Origin of the sequence: Mucilaginibacter sp. L3T2-6 (genome assembly GCF_030519355.1) — a bacterium.
Lineage (GTDB): Bacteria > Bacteroidota > Bacteroidia > Sphingobacteriales > Sphingobacteriaceae > Mucilaginibacter.
Genome location: NZ_JAUMKC010000024.1, coordinates 78,667 through 100,967, shown reverse-complemented (window position 1 = coordinate 100,967; position 22,301 = coordinate 78,667). Strand labels below are relative to the sequence as shown.

The window sequence follows — 22,301 nt, the reverse complement described above, 5'->3', positions numbered from 1 at the left end:
AACGACGAGGTTGCTTCGTCGTTCCTCCTCGCAATGACAAAACTTTTCTATAATCTTTATTAATTGATGTAATCGTTTTCGGAGTTCGCAGAATTAGCTATTTTAGAAGAAATTTAAACTAAATCATGCGCCTTAAACTGATCCTAATCGCAATAGCCGGGCTCTTATTTTCTAATTGTTATCAGCTGAAAGCCCAAAGCGGCCCCACCAAACTTACGCCATCGCATTTATCGGCGGCACGGCAACTAATTTCAGCAACAGGGATGACAGACGTGCGTTTTACTGTGATGCGGAATAGCAGCATTAAAATTTTTAGCGCAAATATCGAAGAAAAGTACCGGGAAAAGTTTGTTGCGAAATTAAGTGAGTTCTTTGACAAGTACCTTCCCCTCGACGGTTTTAGGGAAGATATGGCACGAATATATGCAGAAACATTTACGGAAAGCGAACTAAATCAGCTAACCGCTTTTTATAATTCGCCACTTGGGAAAAAAATCACGGTAGTGATGCCTGAGCTAACGCAAAAATGTATGATGTTTGATCAGCAAATTATAAATAGCCACAGTGCCGAGCTGCAATCGATGATCCAGGACATTACGAAGGAATAATATTTCGGCATTACACCGATTTTGTAAAACAGAATCGGCGTAATCCCTCCATAATCATTGAAATTCCTTAAATAAAGCGTTCCCTCAAAAACTCCCCCGTATAGCTGCCATCTTTCTTAATTAAATCCTCCGGCACGCCTTCAAAAACTACCTGCCCGCCGTTGTCGCCGCCTTCAGGGCCGATGTCGATAATCCAATCGGCGCATTTGATGACGTCCATGTTGTGCTCTATAACGATGATGGTGTTACCCTGGTCGAGCAAGGCATCGAACGATTTGAGCAGCTTTTTAATGTCGGCAAAATGCAGTCCTGTAGTTGGCTCATCAAAAATGAACAGGGTTTTATGCGTATTGTTGCCTTTCACCAGGAACGATGCCAGCTTGATACGCTGCGCCTCACCGCCCGAGAGGGTGTTCGATGATTGCCCCAGCTGCACGTACCCCAAACCCACATCCATCAAAGGTTTTATTTTGGCGATGATCTTTGGCTCCTTCGCGAAAAACTCCAGGCCTTCCTCAATGGTCATACCCAACACGTCCGACACATTCTTATCGTTGTAAGTAACGTCAAGGATATGTTGTTTAAAGCGCTTACCGCCGCAGGTTTCACAAGTAAGAAAGATATCGGCCATAAACTGCATTTCTATCTTTACCTCGCCCTCACCCTGGCAAACATCGCAACGGCCGCCTTCAACATTAAACGAAAATGCTGATGGTTTTAAACCGGCTGCTTTCGCTGCAGGCTGCGCCGCATACAGGTTGCGTATCTCGTCCCAGGCCTTAACATACGTTACGGGATTTGAACGCGAAGAACGGCCGATAGGGTTTTGGTCTACCAGTTCTACCTGTTCAATTTTCTGGTAATCGCCGTCAATACCGTCATAGGCGCCTGTTTGTTCCGCATTATAATTTCCCAGCGTTTTCTGCAGCGCGGGGGCCAGTATACGCTTTACCAGGCTGGTTTTACCCGAGCCGGAAACGCCGGTAACTACGGTTAACACGCCCAGCGGGAACTTAGCGGTAACATGTTTCAGGTTATTTTCACGGGCGCCTTTTATCTCTACATAATCATTCCACTTGCGGCGGTTCTTGGGAATGGCAATTTCCTCCCTGCCACTTAAATAACGACCGGTGAGGCTATCATTATCTTTTATAATTTCATCATAAGTACCGGTAAAAACCAGGTTACCGCCGTGGGTGCCTGCTTCCGGGCCGATGTCCAAAATATGGTCGGCGGCCTTCATGATCTCCTCCTCGTGTTCCACTACTAATACGGTGTTACCCACATCGCGCAGGGATTTTAAAACACCTACCAGTCGCTGCGTGTCCCTCGGGTGCAGCCCGATACTGGGCTCGTCCAGCACATAAACAGAGCCGACCAGACTACTACCCAGCGAGGTTGCCAGGTTGATACGCTGTGATTCACCACCTGAAAGGGTGTTGGATAAACGGTTAAGTGTTAAATAACTTAATCCCACATCATTTAAAAACGACAGGCGATTAGTTATCTCCATCAGCAGGCGCTTACCAATTTTAACTTCGGTCTCGTTCAGTTCAATAGTGTTAAAGAACTCCAGAGCCTTATTCAATGGCATTAAAACAATATCGGTTATCGACTTGCCATTTATCTTTACATAAGCCGCATCCTGCCGCAGCCTGCTTCCTTTGCACTCCGGGCAGGTAGTCTTTCCCCTGTATCGCGATAGCAACACCCTATACTGAATCTTATAGGTCTGTTCCTCCATTTCTTTAAAGAAGGCGTTCAACCCCTGGAAATACTGGTTACCTGTCCACAACAATTCCTGTTGCTCGGGAGTGAGTAAATTATATTGCCTATGAATTGGAAAATCGAACTTCAGGGCGCTTTTAACCAGCCGGTCGTTCCATTCGCGCATCTTCTCTCCGCGCCAGGGGGCGATGGCGCCCTCGTAAATACTTTTACTTTTGTCGGGAATAACGAGGTCAGCATCAATGCCGATAACCTTGCCATAACCTTCGCAGCGCTTGCAGGCGCCATACGGATTATTAAAGCTAAAGAAGTTTGGCGTCGGCTCTTCAAATTTTATTCCGTCCAATTCAAATCTATCGCAAAAAAACCGCTCGGTTTCCTCATCGGCATCAGGCTGCCTGTATCGTACAAAACAATCGCCTTTGCCCTCAAAAAAGCCAGTCTGGATGGAATCGCCCAGGCGGCTCACAGTTTCATCCTCGGTATTCTTTGTTACACGGTCGATAACGATACGAACCGAAGACGAGATTTGAGAGTCAACCCCATCACTCCCGGTTTTCTGTTTTTTGCTTTCACCTTTCTTTCCGCCTTTCGCCTTTCCGCTTTCACCTTTCACCTCCTCCTGAAGCCAGCTGCCATCGTCTACAATGCTCATGTCCTCCAGCAGATCTTCAATTCTTGCCAGCTTACCCCTATATTCTACACGCACAAAGCCTTTTTGCATCAGCACTGCCAGTTCTTCCTTCAGGCTGCGGTTATTGTGCGGGTGCAGCGGGCACAATATGGTCACCTGCGTATCATCAGGCAGGGTCATGATAAAATTGATAACATCGGTAACCGAGTCTTTCTTCACTACTTCACCGGATACCGGAGAAATAGTTTTACCGATACGCGAAAACAATAACTTCAGATAGTCATAAATTTCGGTTGATGTTCCTACTGTTGAACGCGGGTTGGATGTAATTACTTTCTGCTCGATAGCGATAGCCGGCGCGATGCCCTTTATATAATCAACGTCGGGCTTATTCATCCGGCCCAAAAACTGCCGTGCATAAGCCGAAAGGCTCTCCACGTAACGCCGCTGCCCTTCGGCATACAGCGTATCAAACGCCAGCGACGACTTACCCGAACCAGACATGCCCGTAACTACCACCAACTTATTTTTTGGTATAGCAACGTCCATATTTTTCAGGTTGTGCACCCGGGCGCCTTTTATAATAATATGATGTTGAGGGTCTTTTTCTGCTTCCTTCATTGTAATCCATAGTCCATAGTCTATGGTCCATAGCCTCGATCCATTTGCCTTCCTTAATATGGTTTGTGGACTATAATCTATGGCCTTGACCTACGGTCTTCTTTTGAGAATGCAAAAATCCTAAAAAAATTAGCAGCATCCAAATGTGTTTAAGAAATGTATATGCTTAGTTTGCAATTTATTGAATGGATTGCATAAGGCTGACAATAGCGTTTTTGCAACATCGCACATTGCTTATTTATTGTATCCGGAAATGTTAAAAAATGTTAAATATTAGTTTGTAACATTTGTGAGGGAAATAATATTTGTTTTTCCCGCGATAATTTGCTTTATTTGGGATAACAATTTTGTTAATCCCTAAAAAATAAGGCTATAGATAAAACTCTACTTCAACAGATTTTAAAATTAACTAAGTTAGTAGTTTTTCTATGGATGTTCAATTGAAGAGTGACCAGGATTTAATCCATCTTTACGTTGCGGGCGATGAAGGGGGGCTGGTAGAATTAATCCGCCGCTATCAATCAAAAATATACACTTCTATTTATTTGCTTGTTAAGGACGAATATCTTGCGGAAGATATCTTCCAGGATACCTTTATCAAGGTGATAAATACATTAAAGGCCGGAAAGTATAACGAGGAAGGTAAGTTTTTGCCATGGGTTACCCGCATAGCCCATAATTTGGTGATCGACCATTTTCGCCGCGAAAAACGGGCTCCGATGGTAAGCAACGGCGACGACTTTGATATTTTCGAAGTGCTGGGGCACTATGATGAAAGTACCGAAGACAAAATGGTACGCGAGCAAACCTATCGCGACCTGAAGACCCTGATTCATCTCTTACCTGCCGAACAGAAGGAAGTTTTGATTATGCGCCATTTCGGCGATATGAGCTTTAAGGAGATTGCCGATATTACGGATGTAAGCATTAATACCGCTCTTGGCCGTATGCGTTACGCGCTTAATAACCTCCGCAAAATGATGCAGAGTAAAGAATTGAGCCTGAAGAATTAAGAGGGGAGTCCGAAAAGCCGGGAAAGTCAGTAAACTCCGAAAAGAAAGAATTCAAGCAGAAAACATAACGCGAATCAACTGTTTAATAGCTGATTCGCGTTTTTTATAAAACATCGGGTACCCGTAAGATACCGCCCAATGGCCTTTGATATGAGTGTGACGATGACGAAATTCTGCTAATTCTTTAATTTGGTTCAGGCAACTACACACTTGTTATCCACCAGGCATTGCCAAACGGATCTTTGATGCCGGCGCTTCGGCCGTAACTTTGGTCGGCAGGAGGCATTATTTCTGTGGCGCCGTTATCGATTGCCTTATTAAATATTTCATCGCAATCATCCACGTATAAAAACATGCCGGCATTTTGCGGGAGATATTGTTCTGTAGCATCCGCAAACATAATTACACTATCGCCAATGCTTACTTCGGCATGCATAATAGTTCGCTCATCGCGCATGGTCTTAAATTTTTCAGTCGCGCCAAAAACGTTACGGGTGAAATCAATAAATTTTGAGGCGTTTTCTACAATCAGGTAAGGCATCAGCTGCTGATATCCTTCAGGAATATTTACATTTTTCATAACAGTTTCTTTTAAACAAAAGTAAAGCCGCCGTATTGAACTTAATTGTAAATATCGGACATCTTAAATATAAAGCCACTCCGTGCCTTCGGCTTTGCCCGAGAAATAAAACGAAGGATGATAACCGGTAAACTCTTTAACCTCATGTATAAAATGCGACTGATCGTAATATCCGCATTCATAAGCTACCTGGCCCAGCGGCTTACTGGCAACTTGCTGCTTTATAGCTTTGTTTAAACGTGTAAGCCGCATATACATTTTTGGACTAAACCCTGCGTATTCCTTAAACTTGCGGTTGAATTGCCGTTCGGACAGATTAAAGCACGAAGCCAGTTGTTCAACAGTGCGAATCTCCGCAGAGTGTATTACATGCTTTATGGCTGCGGCGATGGTTACGTCTTTATTTTTGATAGTCACCAATCGTTTCTGCAGCCATTCAGATAGTATTTCCGCCCGTTTGTGATTGCAACCGGCCAGCATCATCTTTTCTTCCAGCTCGCTCCCCTCCGGGCCAAGAAAAATATCCAGGCTAAGCATTTCGTTGCTTGTTGCATCGGAGGCCACATTAAAAAGAATTGGAACTGCAAAAGGATAAATATATGCCCCGAAAATGCCAAAGCTCTGCCTGGTTTCAAATCTTCTATATTTCTGCGATTGGAAATGCATGCCCGACAACCAGGATTGGGCCGTTCCCTCAAAAACCAATTCGTTAAAAGCGCTTTGGTAATGAAAAACCATCTCTACGCAGCCATCTGCCACCGACCGATAGATATATGACTCTTCACCCGGCGCAAACTCATGCTCAAGCACCCAGAAACACCGTACATATGGTTGCAATGCTACCGGCGGCTGTATGGTATAGTACTTCATTGCGGAATCCGGATTGACAGTTATGGAATTTGACTTATCCGAAGTTAATCAAATATTCCTTATGAATAGTCACATGGCAGCTTTGTCATCGCTGTAAGAACCGAGGCAACTTTGTTCGCAATGGCAAACCGTAAATTCCCAACCGAAAATCCCTTACATTCCCTTCTGAATCGCCTCATAAACCACGTCCTGTATCCTTGGGCGTATATTCAGGCTTGATAGCTTACTGCTTACGCTGGGGTTTACACGGTTTGAAAGAAAGATATAAACCAGGTTATATTTAGGGTCCACCCATACGCAGGTTCCTGTAAAACCCGTGTGTCCATAGCTTTGGTCGGATGCCAGCTTAGAGGGGTAGTGATGGTCAAGCATCGGGTCCCAGCGGTCAAAACCAAGGCCGCGACGACTAACAGGCGATTGCTTAGCAGTGAATTTATCAACGGTTTCGGGTTTAATATACAATGCGCCGCCGTAAGTGCCGCGGTTCAGCATCATCTGGTATAAAATAGCCAGGTCATTTGCGCTGGCAAACAAACCTGCATGTCCGGCAACTCCTCCCATCAAGGCAGCAGTTGGATCATGCACATAGCCGTCAAGCAATGCATGCCTGTCTTTTTTATCGTCCTCTGTGGGGATGATCCGGTCGGGCGTAAAACGGTAGAGCGGTAAAAAACCGGCAGTCTGCATACCCAGGGGCGCATAAAACTGCTGCTGAACATACACATTTTCGGGCATGGCTGTAATGGTTTCCTCCACCTGCTGCATAAAGCACATACTCAAATCGCTGTAAACATATTGCCCCCTTGTGCGCACCGGCGAATTCAGCATATCAGGCCACATCACCTCCTTAAAATAGTCTTTTCGAAGAAAGTAATTCTCGTTAACCTTGGTAGGGAACATAGCCGACGAATCGGTACTGTGGTCGGTAGGTTTGATCTTATCGAATGTAGGTATATCAGGTATCAGCCCCGCCTGGTGTTCCAGCACCTCGCGGATAGTCAAGTCGTTTTTATTGGTTTTACGTGTTTGCGGCAGATAGGTACCAAGTGTTGAATCCACGTTCAATTTGCCCTGGTCGGTAAGCTGCATGGCCTCCATGGTAGTGGCTGATATTTTGGTCATCGAGGCCACGTCAAAGATGTCGGTCAGCTTATCAGGTATATCATTGTTATAAGTGTGGTATCCATAAGCCTTATTAAATATCACTTTGCCGTCCTTTGCTACCAACACCACGCATCCGGGCGTTGCACGCTCCTGCATGGCTTCATGCGCAATTCTGTCAATGCCATCAAGATTAACTGTCCTGATTCCCACCTCCTCAGGCACCGTATATTGCAAACGGGTTTTAGTGGTAACAAAGCCCATACCCTTTTTGTAAAGCGTTGAAATATTGACGCCCAACTTTTGCGTTACCGCTACTCCCCCGAATATGGCCTGCGCGCTGTAAAAGGCCGTTACCGGCGAAATACGCTGACACCAGACAATGGGCACAGCAGTATTTTGGAGCCGTGCCAGCGAAGCCGGGCTGCCAAATAAAGCTATAATTACGTTTTTAAGTTTTTGATTGGTGTTGATAAAGCCGGTTATCAGCGGGTTGTTCATGTCAGCATCGTTCAGCTGAACAATAATGGTATTGTAGAACTTAAGGTCTGCCGACAAATCGTCGAGGCTTTTTACGCCGGTGTATATATTTCCGTTAAAGGGATCAACTTTGGTGTATTTATTGGCAAGGCTGTCAAACTCCCGGGCATACATGTTTGAAAAATGTACACTTGCAACTTTTGCCTGCTCCAGGTTTTGCAGGGGAATTATATAGTTAGCATTATTGAGCAGATAGGTGGCTTTTTCGGCCAGCCTTTCTTCGTTTACATAAGCCATCCCTGTAAATGGCGGGTTTTGTGCACAGGCTGAGTTAAATAATATAAATCCGGTTAAAACAATTGATGGTATTAATCGCCACTTATTTTTTCTCATATACCTGTTCTCCGTTCACAAACGTTTTTAAAACTTTAACATTCGGCAATACTTTGCCGTCAACTTTCATAATATCGTTATCCAAAATAACAAAATCGGCATACTTGCCCGGCTCAATACTGCCCTTTTCCTTTTCTTCGAAATTTGCTTTCGCAGCCCATATGGTCAAACCCTGCAATGCTTGTTTACGGCTTATGGCATTCTCCATTTGAAAGCCGTCTTCAGGATAACCTTTGCGGTCTTTGCGTACAACAGCCGCGTAAAATGTATACATGGGGTTGATGTCTTCTACCGGGAAGTCGGTGCCAAGGGGCATCCAGCCATTTTGTGCCAATAAATCCTTATATGCATAAGCGGTTTTAAGCCGCGCCTTGCCCAAACGTGTTCCGGCCCAGTACATATCAGAAGTAGCATGGGTTGGCTGAACAGACGGTACAATACTATACTCGCCGAACAGCTTAACATCTTCCGGCGCTACAATCTGCGAATGCTCGATACGCCAGCGTTTATCGTTTTTCCCTTTAAGAACCGATGCATATATTTTCAACATTACCCGGTTGGCCGAGTCGCCAATAGCATGTGTACACATCTGAAAGCCATGGGCAGCAATTTTTTCCGCAACTTCCTGGAAATGCTTCTGCTGGCTCAGCAGGAAGCCGCTCCAGCCCTTTTGGTCGGCATAAGGTTTCAGCAGGCAGGCGCCGCGTGAGCCAAGCGCACCATCCGCGTATACCTTAAACGCGCGCACATTAAGCGTGGGAGTTTTATAAGCGCCGCGTTTAAACAGGTAATCGTAATTATCAGGCTGATCAGCAAGCATCACATACAAGCGCATTTTCAGCGCTCCTTTATGCTGCAGTTCTGCAATGGTGTTCACCATGGTATAAGGCAGGCCGCAATCGTCAATTGTGGTTAAGCCTGCGGCAAAGCAATTCTTTTGAGCGTCCAGTAATGCCGCCTGCGTTATGGCATCGGTAGGTGGCGGAATCTTGCGTGTAATAATGCCTTGTGCATTATCGATCATTACACCTGTAAGCTTGCCGTTTATCGTCTCTATCTTGCCTCCGATAATAGTTTGCCCTGGTTTAACGCCGGCCAGGTTCAACGCCGCCTGGTTAACCATTACGGCATGGCCATCAATGCGGCTTAATATTACAGGCCGCGCGGGGAACAGCGAATCGAGTTTTGCTTTGTTAGGGAACTCCTTTACCTTCCATTTGTTTTGGTCCCAGCCACGGCCAACAATCCAGCCATCCGGGTTTCGTGCTGCAAATGATTTAACAGAGTCAACCACCTCCTGCCAGCTCTTTGTGGCAGTCAGGTCGGCCTCCTGCAGGCCGAGGCCGTATTCGTAAAAGTGGGCATGCGCATCAATAAAGCCAGGATAGACCGGTTTGCCACCGGCGTCAATAACCTGCTTTGCGTTATATTTTTCTTCCAGGGTATCGGCTTTGCCTACGGCTATTATCTTGCCTGCGCTCACTACAAATGCATCAGCAGTGGTAAACAAACTGTCAACCGTGTAAACCTGTGCATCCTTAACCAGCAAATCGGCATTATATTCTTTTTGTTTACAGGCACAGAAAAGAACCACAAGCAGCGGCAAAAATTTCTTCATAGGGTTTCACTATTTAAAAAGCGGTAATCTACAAAACTATATACAAAATCGAAGAGATAAAGTTGGAGGCGAGAATAATTTATTAACGAATAATAAACAACAAATCCCGGCCAGAGCCAGGATTTGTTGTTTTATCGGCAATTCCGGTTATTGCTGAACCGGCGTTCCCGGAGCAGTTGTGCTGGAATATTTATTGTCCAGACTGATATAGTCGGTCAATATCTGGCCTGCTTCGCGTTTCAGGAAGTCAAGATCGTCGCCGCGTTTTTTAGTCTCACCCTTTTTCAAGGCAGGCAAGCCCATTGCTATGCGGCGCTGATTGTTTTCCTCGAATTGTTTTTTGTCGTCGGCGTCGCGTTGCGCTTTTAATTTTTGCTCGTTAAGCGTTACACTTTTTTCAGCTTCGTGTTTTTTAATTTCAGCAATATCCTCCAGCATGTATTTGTAATTAGGGCTTGTAGCCATACGCTGATCGTGCATTTTTTTTAGCTGCGGTAATACGGTGGTAAAATCGCCTACTTTAGTGTAATTGGTTTTCGCTATAATATCGAAAGGCATGGCCGATGGCTCGGTGTCCTCGCCATATTTATCCATGGGGATCACTGACGGGAAGGCAATATCGGGCGTAACACCCTTATGCTGCGTAGAGTTACCGGTAATGCGGTAAAACTTGGCTATGGTAAGGTTAAGCTGGCCAAATACGCTCTGGCTGCCGGTTGATACCTTTAAGCTCTTTTTGTCTTTACCCACAAGCGCTGCTGCGCGTTCCAGCATTGATGGCGGGATAACTTTATCCAGATCAATAGCATTTTGTACCGAGCCTTTTCCATAGGTTTGAGTTCCAAGGATAATACCACGGCCATAGTCCTGTATTGCACCTGAGAAAATTTCTGTTGCCGAAGCGCTGAACCGATCGACTAAAATTGCCAGCGGTCCGTTCCATGCGATTGAAGGGTCTTCATCTTTGTCTACCTCAACTTCATCGTTTGAATTACGCACCTGTACTACCGGACCGGTTTTAATAAATAAGCCGGTAAGGTCAACCGCCTCCAGCAGCGAGCCGCCGCCGTTTTGCCTCATATCCATCACAATACCCTCAACGCCCTGTTGTTTCAACGAGTCGATCAGAAGTTTTACGTCGTGCGTGGTGCTCTTATAGTTAGGGTTACCCGACTTATAATCATTAAAGTCGATATAAAACGCAGGTACCGAAATCACCCCTATTTTAAAGGTTTTGCCATTTTCGTTATAGGTTCTAATCTCTTTTTTGGCTGATTCATCCTTCAGAATGATCTTTTCGCGTACCAGCTCTACAATCTTTGGTTTGCTGCCTACGCTCATACCCTTTGGCAACAGCTCCAGCCTTACAATAGTGCCTTTTTTGCCGCGTATAAGCGCGATGGCGTTCTCTATACGCCAGCCCACTACGTTCTGAAACTCACCTGCGGGGCCTTGTGCAACCCCGATGATGCGGTCGTCAACGCTTACCTGCTTGCTTTTTTCGGCAGGTCCGCCGGGTGTTAACGATTTGATGATCACAAACTCATTCTCAATGTTCAATCCCGCACCGATACCTTCCAGCTGACGTGACATGTCTATATTGAAATTAGCTGCGTTTGCGGGGTTAAAGTAGTTGGTATGCGGGTCGATAGCGTTGGTGAAGGCATCCATGAATAGTTGGAAAACGTCCTGGTTGTTCAGCTTATTGGCTTGAGACAGCAGGTTTTCATAACGTTTTTTCAAGGTTTCCTTATTTTTAGCAACGTCGTTACCGGCCAGCTTCAGGTTAAGCATATCGTATTTTACACGCTCTGTCCAAAGCTTATTCATTTCGGCTTCCGTTTTTACCCATGGCAGGTTATCGCGGTCGTAGGTAAACTGGTCGTTTTTAGTGTAATCAAAGTCGTTATCGAGCTGAGTTATCGAATATTTAATACGATCGATATATCTTTTCTGATAAACGTTGAAAATATAAAATGCATCGTTCAGGTTCCCGTTTTTTGCATCATCATCCAGCACAGTCTTGTACTTATCAAAGTCGGCAATATCCGAAGCCAGGAAATAGTTATGGCTTTCGTCCATCAGCTTGATATACCGGTTGTAAATCACAGCAGAGATAGAATCGTTCAGGTCAACCTTTTTATAGTTATACTTAGATATCATTGCCGCAATGGTTTTACAAACCACCGCCTGCTGCTCATCAGGCTGTATATTTTTTGAGCCATCTACCTTTATAATTGCGGCGGGCTTAGCGCTGCATGCCAGGGTGGCAGCAACAACCAGCACCAGATAAAATTTCTTAAACATATCTTTTACTTGCTTTAAATCGGGGGTTATATAAAACATCAATACTTGTGCCTAAATTTTCCTTCAAACCTAAAAAAAAAGACAGCCCGTTTGCCGTCTAATTAATGAATAACAATATTACAATAATGTTTGGATTGTTTTCAATAACACACTTACATTTTACGGTAATGTTACGAATTTATTGTGAGCGCGCAAACCAAAACGCAGTTTCTAAAAATAATTACACTGTGCATACAAAGATAAGTGAAAATCACTTTGTTCCGGTTTGATGTGCTGTGAAGAACCGGCGTATGTAATATGTTATTCTCCTTTGGCAGTAGCCGGAAGCTCGGCGTAGCGCACATCTGTTTTGGGGGCGTTGTTCCGGTTTTGTTGAATATAGGCCATCTTTTTCCCGATAGCTGCCAGATCATCATTAAAACCATGCGCACGGGCAATATCCGTTGCCTCGTTCAGATCCTGCCGGGCCTGTGAATAGTCGCCCAAGTCTGATTTAATCAGGGCCAGATCCATCAGGTTGGCAATGGTATGTTTATCATCATTTTGCTGGCGCGATAAAATATTGCTTTGCAGCAGGTACCATTTAGCTTCAGAATAGCGGTTTTGCTGTATGTAAAGCTTAGCCAGTGCGCTGAAGTTGTAGCTGGCATCACTGTACACCCTGAAACGCATGTTATGCTGGGCACTGCGCATCACTATATTTTCAGCCGCCTGAAAACTATACTCACTGCGGTCGAGTTCTGCCTTATTGATTTTATAAACTGAAAACGATGGCTGGATATGGATTTTAGAAATGGCGTTAGCGCAAGGACTGTATTGTTCAATTAACGGGAAACGTTCATGCTTTTTAAATAAAAGATCTACGCGATACCACTGTGCAGATGCAGAAAGGCTGAATACACAGCAAATTATCAGGAAGGTAATTCTCATTTAATCTTTTGTCCCAAGTTTAAATTAATTATGTAAAGGTACATAATTTTCTATAAAAGCAAACGCGACTGGAATGGGTTGGAATAAGCCTTTAAACGGCATGCAGTTACATTTTGTTGTGTTTTGACGTGAATAAATATCGCCAGAGTTACCTTTAGTTTCAAAAACTAAGCTTAGCCGTTAGTCTTATCAACCAAAAACAATATATTAGACTGCTGATACAACCTTAAAAAATCACTCCTGTTAATGGCGCAAGCATCCAAAAACAAATTAGGCATCTGGACGAGCACTTCGCTGGTTGTCGGCAGCATGATTGGTTCCGGCGTTTTCCTGGTGCCGGCTGCAATGGCCTCATTTGGCAGTGTAAGTTTATTGGGATGGCTATTTTCGGCAGTGGGGGCATTTTTTATTGCGCGGGTATTCAGCAGGCTTAGCGAAATGGTTCCGGCGGGCGTCGGCGGGCCTTACGCCTATACCCGCTACGGTTTTGGCGATTTTGCGGGCTTTATGATAGCCTGGGGCTATTATATTTCGATAATTACCGCAAACGCGGCCATAAGCATTTCGTTTGTGAGCGCAATGAGCACGTTCTTTCCGGTACTCGCTAAAAATTCACTGGCAGCGGTATCAACCGGCCTTGCAGCTATCTGGCTGCTGGCCTGGGTAAACATGCGCGGCGTGGCGTCGTCAGGCAAAGTGCAGCTGGTAACCACCATTCTGAAGCTCGCGCCGCTGATCATCATTTCTATCGGAGGATTGTTCTTTATCCGTCCGGAAAATTTTCATCCTTTTAACGGCAGCGGCGGTTCCGTTTATGACGCTATTAATACTTCGGCAGCAATTGCCCTGTTTTCATTTGTCGGGATCGAATGCGCAACTATACCGGCCGATAATGTTGAAAATCCCGGCAAGACCATCGCCAGGGCCACCATGCTTGGCCTGGTGATTTGTACCGTTGTTTACTTGCTGGGCAGCATCAGTATTATGGGTATTATTCCTGCTAAGGTGCTGGCAAAATCTCCTACGCCGTATGCCGACGCCGCTGCCATTATGTTCGGCAATAATGCTCGGTATTGGGCAAGTGCAGGCATGGCCATAGCAGCCTTTGGCGCATTGAACGGCTGGACGCTGATACAAGGCAAGCTGCCCTTCGCTATTGCCCGCGACAAGCTTTTCCCTGCCATTTTTGGGCGGCAGAATAAAAAAGGCGCGCCTTTTTTCGGCATTGTAATCAGCAGCACATTTGTTTCATTATTTATGATGATGAACTACACAAAGGGCCTGGTAGAGCAATTTAAAATACTTATCCTCTTATCTACCTTCAACACACTAGTGCCTTATCTTTTTTGCGCAGCTTCGTATATGATCGTTCGCCTGCAAACCAAACAGCTTTACAAAAGCAGTTTATTTGTTGGCCTGATAGTGGGGGCGCTGGCGTTTGCCTACGCTATCTGGGCTATTGCCGGCTCGGGAAAAGACACCGTATTTTACGGTTTTTTATGCCTGATGGCCGGGCTGCCGTTTTATATTTGGGTAGCTTATAAAAAAAAGACGGAGGTTGATAACAATTGAAGTAAAGCGCGGTTAAAAGAACCTGGCCCAAATAAATAACAGACGGGCCAATCCCCGGTATTCATATGGTCCATCTTTGTTGGGTTCGCCTTACCCGGTAGCAGGCAAGCTAAAATAAAATGTTGTCCCCTGGCCTTCAGTAGTCTCAAACCAAACTTTGCCGCCTGCGTTTTCAATAGAATTTTTCACAAAGGCAAGACCCAGCCCAGTTCCTGAACTTTTAGTAGTAAAGTTTGGCTCAAATATCTTTTCGCGCAGACTTTCCGGTATACCATTTCCGTTGTCTTTTATCGTCAGCAAAATATTCTTGTGTGTAATCATGTGATTAATGGCAATCACACTGATCCTGTCCCCCGGGGCGGCTTCAATCGCATTTTTCAAAAGATTATTAAAGCAGCGCAAAAGCTGATCGCGGTCGGCATTGATAAAAAACGGGGCTTCGGGCGCTGCATACTCAATCTGCACATTATCCATCTGCTTAAAAATGGTAACGGCCTGCGTCAGCACGTCAAAAATGTTTAACCGTTCTAAACGCGTATCCGGCATTTTTGCAAAGGCGGAGAACTCCGAAGCAATGTTAGATAAACTTTCTATCTGCTCTACAAACGATTTACTGAAACGCTCGAATTTCTGATCGAATTTAGGGTCTTTATCCTTCCACGATTTATCCAGTAACTGCAGGCCCAGTTTGAGCGGGGTAAGCGGATTTTTGATTTCGTGCGCAACCTGTTTTGCCATCTCCCGCCAGGCCGTTTCGCGCTCGCTCTGGGCCAGTTTTTGAGCGCTTTGCTCAAGTGCGGCAATCATTTTATTGTATTCTTTTACCAATGCGCCAATTTCGTCGTTACGATCCCAGCGTATGGGTTCGTTTTTTTTGCCATACGTGGTTTTGCTAAGGCTAAACTGGATAAAGTTAAGCGGAGCCGTTATCTGCCTGGCAATAATAACGGCAAATAAGCCTATACCCACAAAAATAAGGGCGTACACATTTATCATTATATTCAGCAGCGAGCCTATCCTTTCTTTATATTCCACCTGGTTGCTGAAATAAGGGTATTGCAGATAAGCAATTGTGCGGTTATCGGCATTTCTGATGGGTACATAAGCCGCCTTATAATTCAGTCTGCCTATTACCTCGTCATTCACAAATTCCGATTTCTGTAATTTGCTGAGGTTGATAAAAGCCCGGGCATTCATGCGCCTGGCCTGAAGGCCAAAGTCGTAAATTTTAGGCTGCGTATTTATCAGTTCCATGCCCTTGCTGTTATAAAGGGTAAGGTCGGCCGCATAAGTGTTTGCAAAAGCATTAAAGTCTACCTGGCTTTCCTCGTTTATGTTCGATAAATATTTGTTGTAAGGGTTATTTTCAAATGCACTGGCTATACGGTTAATTTTTTCGCGGATGGTTTTATCCTGCTGCGTTTGATACTGGCTGCTAATCGAGAAAAAAGTGATAAAGCCAACTGCCAGTAAGGTAGCAACTACGGCCAGGATCATGGACAGCTGAATACGTGTTTTGTACAGCACCAGGTCAAAATTCATCTTAAAGCTCCACCTGATGCGGTTATTTTTAATATTAAATATCTTGATCCTTATCCATAGCCAGCCCATTAACAACACCATAACGCTGAATAGCAGAAAAACCACAAAAAAGAAGGTAACGGAGGTGATCGCTATAAAAAGCAGGTTTTGCTCTTTGCTTACCACAATTATATTGCGCTCGCTGGGCTGATAGATAAGGTGGCTGTAGCTGGTAAATTGCTGGTACCAATGCAGGCTCGGGCCTTTAGTAGTCCTAACAATGTAGTGTTTCAATACCCCGCGCAAATCCGTGTTCTCCAGGTCGTAAACATAATTACCGCTTTGGGTGACCAGTTTATTATCGCTGTAGTATGCGTATGAGTAATCTTTAAATTCATCATCTTTATTTATTCTTCCGTCAACCAGCAGGTCTGGAAACGAGGCGAACGTTTGCAGGGGTTTAGATTTCAGATCGGCAACTACTGTTCCCAGCTTTTTGCCGTTTTCGAAAATCGGAAGTATGGCGAAATAATTCTGAACGCCAAATGACTCATTTACTTTGTAAAAGAAATCGGATACCTTTTGCGAACTGTATCTCACCAGATCTTTGTATACCTGTAATGCATAAGTCTTATCAGGCGAAAGTGGCCTGTCTTCACTGTCAAATTCACGAACGTTAAAATAGTACGTTGGCAAACTGCCGTTAAAATATAATTTTTGAAGACGGTTTTTAACAAAACTGGCATTGTGTGTAGTATCCTTAAAGTATTGAATAATTACAGGGTCTTTAATAATGCTATACTCAACGGTTTTAAAGGTATAATCGGCGGTAGCATCTACAGGCGCTTCAAGCTTTTCTATCAATGCCTTCCTGGTATCCCGTTCTTTTACCCCTTCAAAATGATTGAGCTTTATAGCAGATATTAAAGCACATATTAAAATTATAAACGATAATGAGATTGCATTCAGCTTGCCGCCCTGGTAACGGTAGGCGTAAGCCCGTGCAAATATCAACACCGCGCTTAAAAGGTAAAATAAAGTGAAGCCCTGGTAAATAGCGGCAATAGCCGTGGCCAATACTGCGCAGCCAACTATAATAAGCGATTTATTTAAATTAGGGATGGGCAGCCGGCCCGCTATAGTTAAAAAAATATCGATCAGCAGGTAATATACCAGGAAAGTAAAGCATAGTACAAGTACACCTAAAAGGCTAAAAAGCGAAAGGTTAAGTACGTTACTTACGTCGAAGCTTATCCTGGAATTTGTTACCAGCCCCCTGAAAATATCCAGCAGCATAGTCGCTAAAAACAGAAGCAAAACCAGGCTCACAGTAAAAATTACATAGCTGCCGGTTGTACCTGGCATATTTTTTAACAGGTTACGCCGCCGGCTGTACAAAAAGCTTACGAACCAGCAAATAAAAATTATGTTGATGCATAAGTCGCCAAGAGAGGGATAAATAACGCTTGAGGCATACAGTTGCGGGCTGAAAATGTCAAGCTTAACCGTAAATTCAGGCCAGCCGTAGTAAAGGTTTATCCACCGTGTTAATAAAATGAAACCCGCCAGCAGAATCAACGCTACCACAAAATATCCCTTAGATGCCACATAATTGCACACATTATGTATGAGTATGCAAAAGCACAACAGCGTGAGCAGCCAGATGGTTATTTCGTAATAAAAAAAGGTATGGTTAATCTCGCCTGGCTTCAGCTTTACTGAGAACAGGTACTTATTATTATCAATACTATGGACATCATAAACAGCCTTATCGGTAAAATCCGCAATTTCAATATTGTCGTCCTTCAGTAGGTCTGTAGCAAATGTATTTTGCAGGTATTCGTTCTGGAAACGGTAATTAAACTTTACCGGTATAAAAAAAATTACAGAAAAGTTACCTTCGCTCTTCCGTATGGCTTCATACATGCCATTTGATTCGCGCCTGAAGTTTGGGCCTTCTTTTATGGTAGCAGGGTAGTCTGGGATCACCTTTATCCCACTCCAAAAGTCGAGCTGATTATTCGTCAGCGTTACAAACCAGATATTTCTATCAGTGGTAAATCGCCTAATCAAATCAATCGCAGCGTTTGAATTGTGCGGCAATTGTTTCAGGCTCTCGTAGGACTTTTTATCGTTGATGAACGAGTAAACAAAACGCTCTTTTTTTTGAAGATTGTTTTCGAGGACCTTAGCAGTTTGATCGAGGTTGCTTACCGGGGTATAAGTAATGCGGATAATAACTGCCGTTAACAGCAGACTGGCGCATAGTAAGGCCAGCATTAAACGTATTTTCCCCGAGGTAGCCAATTAATTTATCTCTGTAATGACCCAAATGTAACCAAAATATCACTCCTTAGTTTTTAGTCTTAAGTCTTTAGTCTAAATTAATCTGCTGCCCGGGGCTTTTTCGGCTTATTTAAAAGATAGTCCGGCGAATGTCTCTCGGCTCCGGATCCGGGGCTTATTCCACAACTGCGCTTTCTGTCGGCATGTGGCGGTCAACCTTTTTAACCAGGCCCTGTAATACGCTGCCGGGCCCCACCTCGGTGAATGAAGTTGCGCCATCTTCCATCATGTGCTTAACGGTTTGCGTCCAGCGCACGGGGCCGGTCAACTGCGCTATTAAATTATGTTTGATTTTTTCGGGGTCGGTATACGGTTTTGCGTCGATGTTTTGATAGATGGGGCAAACCGGAGCTTTAATTTCGGTATGCACAATGGCATGCTCCAGTTCAATTTTTGCAGCCTCCATTAAAGGTGAGTGAAAAGCGCCGCCCACGTTAAGCTTCAGCGCGCGTTTTGCGCCCGCAGCAGTCAACTCCTCGCAGGCTTTATCAACACCCGCAATGGTGCCGGATATAACTAATTGGCCCGGGCAGTTATAATTAGCCGGCACAACTACATCGGTCATACGCTGACAGATATCTTCCACAGTAAAATCATCCAGCCCTAAAATTGCAGCCATGGTCGATGGTTGTATTTCGCAGGCTTTCTGCATAGCATTTGCACGGGCTGCAACCAGGCGCAAGCCATCTTCAAACGATAGCGAGCCGCAAGCAACCAACGCTGAAAACTCACCCAGTGAATGACCCGCGGCCATATCGGGCTTAAAGCCGTCACCTAAAACACTGGCTAATATTACAGAGTGTAAAAAAATAGCAGGCTGGGTTACTTTGGTTTGTTTAAGATCTTCTTCGGTACCTTCAAACATCAAATCAGTAATGCGGAAGCCAAGTATTTCGTTAGCCTTTTCAAACATTTCACGGGCCTTTTCCGATTTTTCGTAAAGGTCTTTACCCATACCGACAAACTGGGCGCCTTGCCCGGGGAAGATGTATGCTTTCATATTAGAGATTAGTGGTTAGTTAATCAGCGATCAGTTGTGTTAATTAATGGTGATTAGTTGTGTTTAGTTAATTGTTGGTTAGTTGGTTGGAGATTAGTAAATATGCAACAAAGACCTAATCTCTAATTAACTAACCTCTAATCACTATCCCAGCTTCGCTGAGATTAGGTTTAAAAATTCCGTTCTTGTTTTTTCCTTTAAAAATTCACCGGTAAATGCCGATGTGGTAGTAACCGAGTTTTGTTTTTGCACGCCGCGCATGCTCATGCACAGGTGGCGGCATTCAATCACTACGCCAACGCCCCATGGGTTTAATGTGTCCTGTATACAGTCGCGGATCTCGTTGGTTAAGCGTTCCTGCACCTGCAGCCTTCTGGCAAACACGTCTACTATGCGGGGAATTTTGCTTAAGCCAACCACATAACCGTTGGGTATATAAGCCACATGTGCCTTACCAAAAAATGGCAGCATATGGTGCTCGCACATCGAATACACTTCTATATCCTTAACAATTACCATCTGGCTGTATTCTTCCTTAAACATGGCCGAATTCAATATATCTTTGGCATCAAGGTCGTAACCCTGGGTGAGATATAACATGGCTTTGGCTACACGCTCGGGGGTTTTTAATAAACCCTCACGTTCCGGCTTTTCGCCGATTTGTTTAAGTACTTCGTAGTAATGGCCCGAAAGGCTTTGTATCAGGTCGGGATTGTAACGGTCTATCTTTACATAGCCGTCAATATCTTCGTCTCTGTCGGGAATGTTGTGGAGGTCGCTCATTTTAAATTAGTCGCCAAAATACTCGGCACTGTTGTTTTCGGTTTCGTAAAGCTTAACTGAATGTAAAAAAACACCCTCATAAGCTTCAATCGGTGCTTTCAGCTGGTTAAATATTTCAATGCAAAGCAGTTCTGTCGATGCCATTTTACCGGCCATAAACGGAACATCCTTGTTGATATTTTTGTGGTCGAGCTTTTCAATTACGTATTCGTTTATAATTACCTTCAGCTCTTTAAGGTCCATCAGGTAACCGGTGGCATGGGTAACCTCGCCCTTTACCGTAACAAACAGGTTGTAATTGTGGCCGTGCCAGTTGGGATTTGCGCATTTGCCGAACACTTCGGCATTCTTTTCTTCACTCCACTCTTCGCGGTACATGCGGTGCGCTGCGTTAAAATGTTCTTTGCGCGTTATATATATCATCATAACAAATAATGGTGCAAATATACAAAACAAAATCAGGCCTTAAGTTTTAACTTAGCCGTCAAAAAAAAGCAATAATATGCGGATATTGGTGGTAGTAGCTACGAAGGAGGAAGTTGCTCCGTTGATTTCGGAATTCGGAATTTCGGTTTTGGAACCGGGCGAAGGCGGAAATGTAAATGATTCTGCGCCGCCTTTCGACTGCAAACTGCAAACCGCCAACTGCCAGCTACTTGTAACCGGGGTTGGCATGGTAGCGACGGCCTTTGCTCTCGGCAGACATCTCTCATCAAATAAGTATGATCTTGTTGTCAATTTCGGTATCGCAGGCAGCTTTGACCGCGAGATTGCCTTAGGCGAAATAGTTGAAATAACAGAAGACACCTTTGCCGAGCTTGGCGCAGAAGATGATACCAACTTTTTGCCGATAACCGGGATGGGCTTTGGGGAAGCGACGTTCAATCCCTCGACAAAACTGGCAGACTTGTATAACCTCTTCAATACCTTCAATCTGAAACAAACTACAGCTATTACAGTGAATACCGTGCATGGCAATGAAACTTCTATCCAAAAAATAACAGAACGTTTACACCCCCAGGTAGAAAGTATGGAAGGCGCCGCCTTCTTTTATGCCTGCAAACAAATTAATGTACCATGCCTGCAAATCAGGGCCGTGTCAAATTATGTTGAAAAACGTAACCGCGATAACTGGAACATAGGACTCGCCATTAAAAATCTGAATACCTTTGCCATTGAATTTTTGAAGCTGTATGCGTAACGCATTTTGTCATTGCGGGGAACGAAGCAATCCCGTCGCTTTGCCTGTACCTCTCATGCATAGTTTAAAAGTATAACGACGAGGATTGCCACGCTCGTTCCCCGCTCGCAATGACAAAATTTTATAAATCAACCAAACATGAAACTAACCCTCGGCTTTTCGCCCTGCCCAAATGATACCTTTATATTTGATGCGATGATCCATCATAAAATTGACACCGAAGGCCTTGACTTCGAAGTATTTTATGATGATGTGGAAACCCTTAACCAAAAAGCCATGCGTGGCGAGCTGGATATTACCAAGCTAAGCTACCATGCCTTTGCTTATGTTACCGATAAATATGTTTTGCTGGATGCGGGGAGTGCTCTGGGTTTCGGTGTAGGGCCATTGTTGATTTGTAAAGGCGACCCGGGCGAACTTTATAAACAGCTCAGCACCAGCCATTCACCACTCATAATCGGTATCCCCGGTAAGTACACCACCGCTAACTTTTTATTAGGTACTGCTTTCCCGAATGCCGAAAACAAGATTGAGCTGGTATTTTCTGAGATAGAAGACGCTGTTTTGGACGGCCGCATAGATATCGGCCTGATCATTCATGAAAACAGGTTCACCTACCAGGATAAAGGCCTCAAAAAGATCCTCGACCTTGGCGACTATTGGGAAAAACAAACCGGCTGCGCGATCCCCTTAGGCGGCATAGTGGCCAACAGGGAGCTGCCATCAGATATTCAGCATAAAATTAACCGTGTAATACGCCGTTCGGTTGAATTTGCCTTTGAGAATCCGAAGTCCGGGCTTGAATTTATTCGCTCCCATGCACAGGAGATGAGCGAGGAAGTTATGTACAAGCATATCGGGCTGTATGTAAACCAATATTCCGTAGATTTGGGCGCCGAAGGTAAGAAAGCCATTAAACTGCTTTTTGATACTGCGCTAAAAAACGGCATCATCCCCGCTATTAAAAATGAACTGTTCCTTACCGGGGCATAATC

General features: G+C 44.4%; 16 protein-coding genes. 5 read left to right on the top strand and 11 right to left on the bottom strand.

Translation table 11 applies throughout. The features are described 5' to 3' along the window. Positions 1 to 125: 125 nt before the first annotated feature. Entirely contained in the window at positions 126 to 608 is a 483-nt protein-coding gene (locus Q3W13_RS21575; protein ID WP_302867467.1) for a DUF2059 domain-containing protein, read from the top strand. 67 nt (positions 609 to 675) lie between these two features. Here Q3W13_RS21575 and uvrA read toward each other — a convergent pair whose 3' ends face one another. Next, positions 676 to 3,591 carry an excinuclease ABC subunit UvrA gene (gene uvrA, locus Q3W13_RS21570; protein ID WP_302867466.1) on the bottom strand — a complete coding sequence of 972 codons (2,916 nt, stop codon included), beginning with the start codon at positions 3,589 to 3,591 and terminating at the stop codon, positions 676 to 678. A gap of 428 nt (positions 3,592 to 4,019) precedes the next feature. Here uvrA and Q3W13_RS21565 point away from each other — a divergent pair, with 428 nt between their 5' ends. Then, positions 4,020 to 4,604 carry an RNA polymerase sigma factor gene (locus Q3W13_RS21565; protein WP_302867465.1) on the top strand — a complete coding sequence of 195 codons (585 nt, stop codon included), beginning with the start codon at positions 4,020 to 4,022 and terminating at the stop codon, positions 4,602 to 4,604. 202 nt (positions 4,605 to 4,806) lie between these two features. Here the strand turns inward: Q3W13_RS21565 and Q3W13_RS21560 are convergent, their stop codons facing one another. From Q3W13_RS21560 to Q3W13_RS21535, 6 genes are all read right to left on the bottom strand, one after another. After that, the gene (locus Q3W13_RS21560; RefSeq protein WP_302867464.1) at positions 4,807 to 5,184 is read right to left on the bottom strand and encodes a VOC family protein; all 378 of its coding nucleotides are present in this window, start codon (positions 5,182 to 5,184) and stop codon (positions 4,807 to 4,809) included. 63 nt (positions 5,185 to 5,247) lie between these two features. Next, positions 5,248 to 6,054 carry an AraC family transcriptional regulator gene (locus Q3W13_RS21555; protein WP_302867463.1) on the bottom strand — a complete coding sequence of 269 codons (807 nt, stop codon included), beginning with the start codon at positions 6,052 to 6,054 and terminating at the stop codon, positions 5,248 to 5,250. A gap of 153 nt (positions 6,055 to 6,207) precedes the next feature. Further along, positions 6,208 to 8,028, bottom strand: coding sequence for a serine hydrolase (locus tag Q3W13_RS21550; protein WP_302867462.1), 1,821 nt, complete (start codon positions 8,026 to 8,028; stop codon positions 6,208 to 6,210). Further along, positions 8,015 to 9,646 (bottom strand): amidohydrolase, encoded by a 1,632-nt coding sequence (locus Q3W13_RS21545; RefSeq protein ID WP_302867460.1) that lies wholly within the window; start codon positions 9,644 to 9,646, stop codon positions 8,015 to 8,017. Before Q3W13_RS21545 ends, Q3W13_RS21550 begins: the two co-directional genes overlap by 14 nt. A gap of 147 nt (positions 9,647 to 9,793) precedes the next feature. Then, complete coding sequence (locus tag Q3W13_RS21540; protein WP_302867458.1) at positions 9,794 to 11,953, bottom strand: carboxy terminal-processing peptidase; 2,160 nt, start codon at positions 11,951 to 11,953, stop codon at positions 9,794 to 9,796. 300 nt (positions 11,954 to 12,253) lie between these two features. Then, the gene (locus Q3W13_RS21535) at positions 12,254 to 12,883 is read right to left on the bottom strand and encodes a tetratricopeptide repeat protein (RefSeq protein ID WP_302867456.1); all 630 of its coding nucleotides are present in this window, start codon (positions 12,881 to 12,883) and stop codon (positions 12,254 to 12,256) included. Positions 12,884 to 13,129: 246 nt separating this feature from the next. Between Q3W13_RS21535 and Q3W13_RS21530 the strand changes: the two genes are divergently transcribed. Then, entirely contained in the window at positions 13,130 to 14,455 is a 1,326-nt protein-coding gene (locus Q3W13_RS21530; RefSeq protein WP_302867454.1) for an amino acid permease, read from the top strand. Positions 14,456 to 14,545: 90 nt separating this feature from the next. Here the strand turns inward: Q3W13_RS21530 and Q3W13_RS21525 are convergent, their stop codons facing one another. The 4 genes from Q3W13_RS21525 to Q3W13_RS21510 form a co-directional block, all read right to left on the bottom strand. Then, the gene (locus tag Q3W13_RS21525) at positions 14,546 to 18,283 is read right to left on the bottom strand and encodes an ATP-binding protein (RefSeq protein WP_302867452.1); all 3,738 of its coding nucleotides are present in this window, start codon (positions 18,281 to 18,283) and stop codon (positions 14,546 to 14,548) included. 154 nt (positions 18,284 to 18,437) lie between these two features. Further along, positions 18,438 to 19,322 (bottom strand): ACP S-malonyltransferase, encoded by an 885-nt coding sequence (fabD, locus tag Q3W13_RS21520; protein WP_302867450.1) that lies wholly within the window; start codon positions 19,320 to 19,322, stop codon positions 18,438 to 18,440. 144 nt (positions 19,323 to 19,466) lie between these two features. Next, the gene (folE, locus tag Q3W13_RS21515) at positions 19,467 to 20,105 is read right to left on the bottom strand and encodes a GTP cyclohydrolase I FolE (RefSeq protein ID WP_302867448.1); all 639 of its coding nucleotides are present in this window, start codon (positions 20,103 to 20,105) and stop codon (positions 19,467 to 19,469) included. 6 nt (positions 20,106 to 20,111) lie between these two features. Continuing rightward, positions 20,112 to 20,528 (bottom strand): 6-carboxytetrahydropterin synthase, encoded by a 417-nt coding sequence (locus Q3W13_RS21510; RefSeq protein WP_302867473.1) that lies wholly within the window; start codon positions 20,526 to 20,528, stop codon positions 20,112 to 20,114. A gap of 79 nt (positions 20,529 to 20,607) precedes the next feature. On the opposite strand from Q3W13_RS21510, the gene mqnB reads away from it, so the two are divergent. Continuing rightward, complete coding sequence (gene mqnB, locus Q3W13_RS21505; protein ID WP_302867446.1) at positions 20,608 to 21,306, top strand: futalosine hydrolase; 699 nt, start codon at positions 20,608 to 20,610, stop codon at positions 21,304 to 21,306. A 138-nt stretch (positions 21,307 to 21,444) separates the two neighbouring features. Next, entirely contained in the window at positions 21,445 to 22,299 is an 855-nt protein-coding gene (locus Q3W13_RS21500) for a menaquinone biosynthesis family protein (protein WP_302867444.1), read from the top strand. Positions 22,300 to 22,301: the final 2 nt, after the last annotated feature.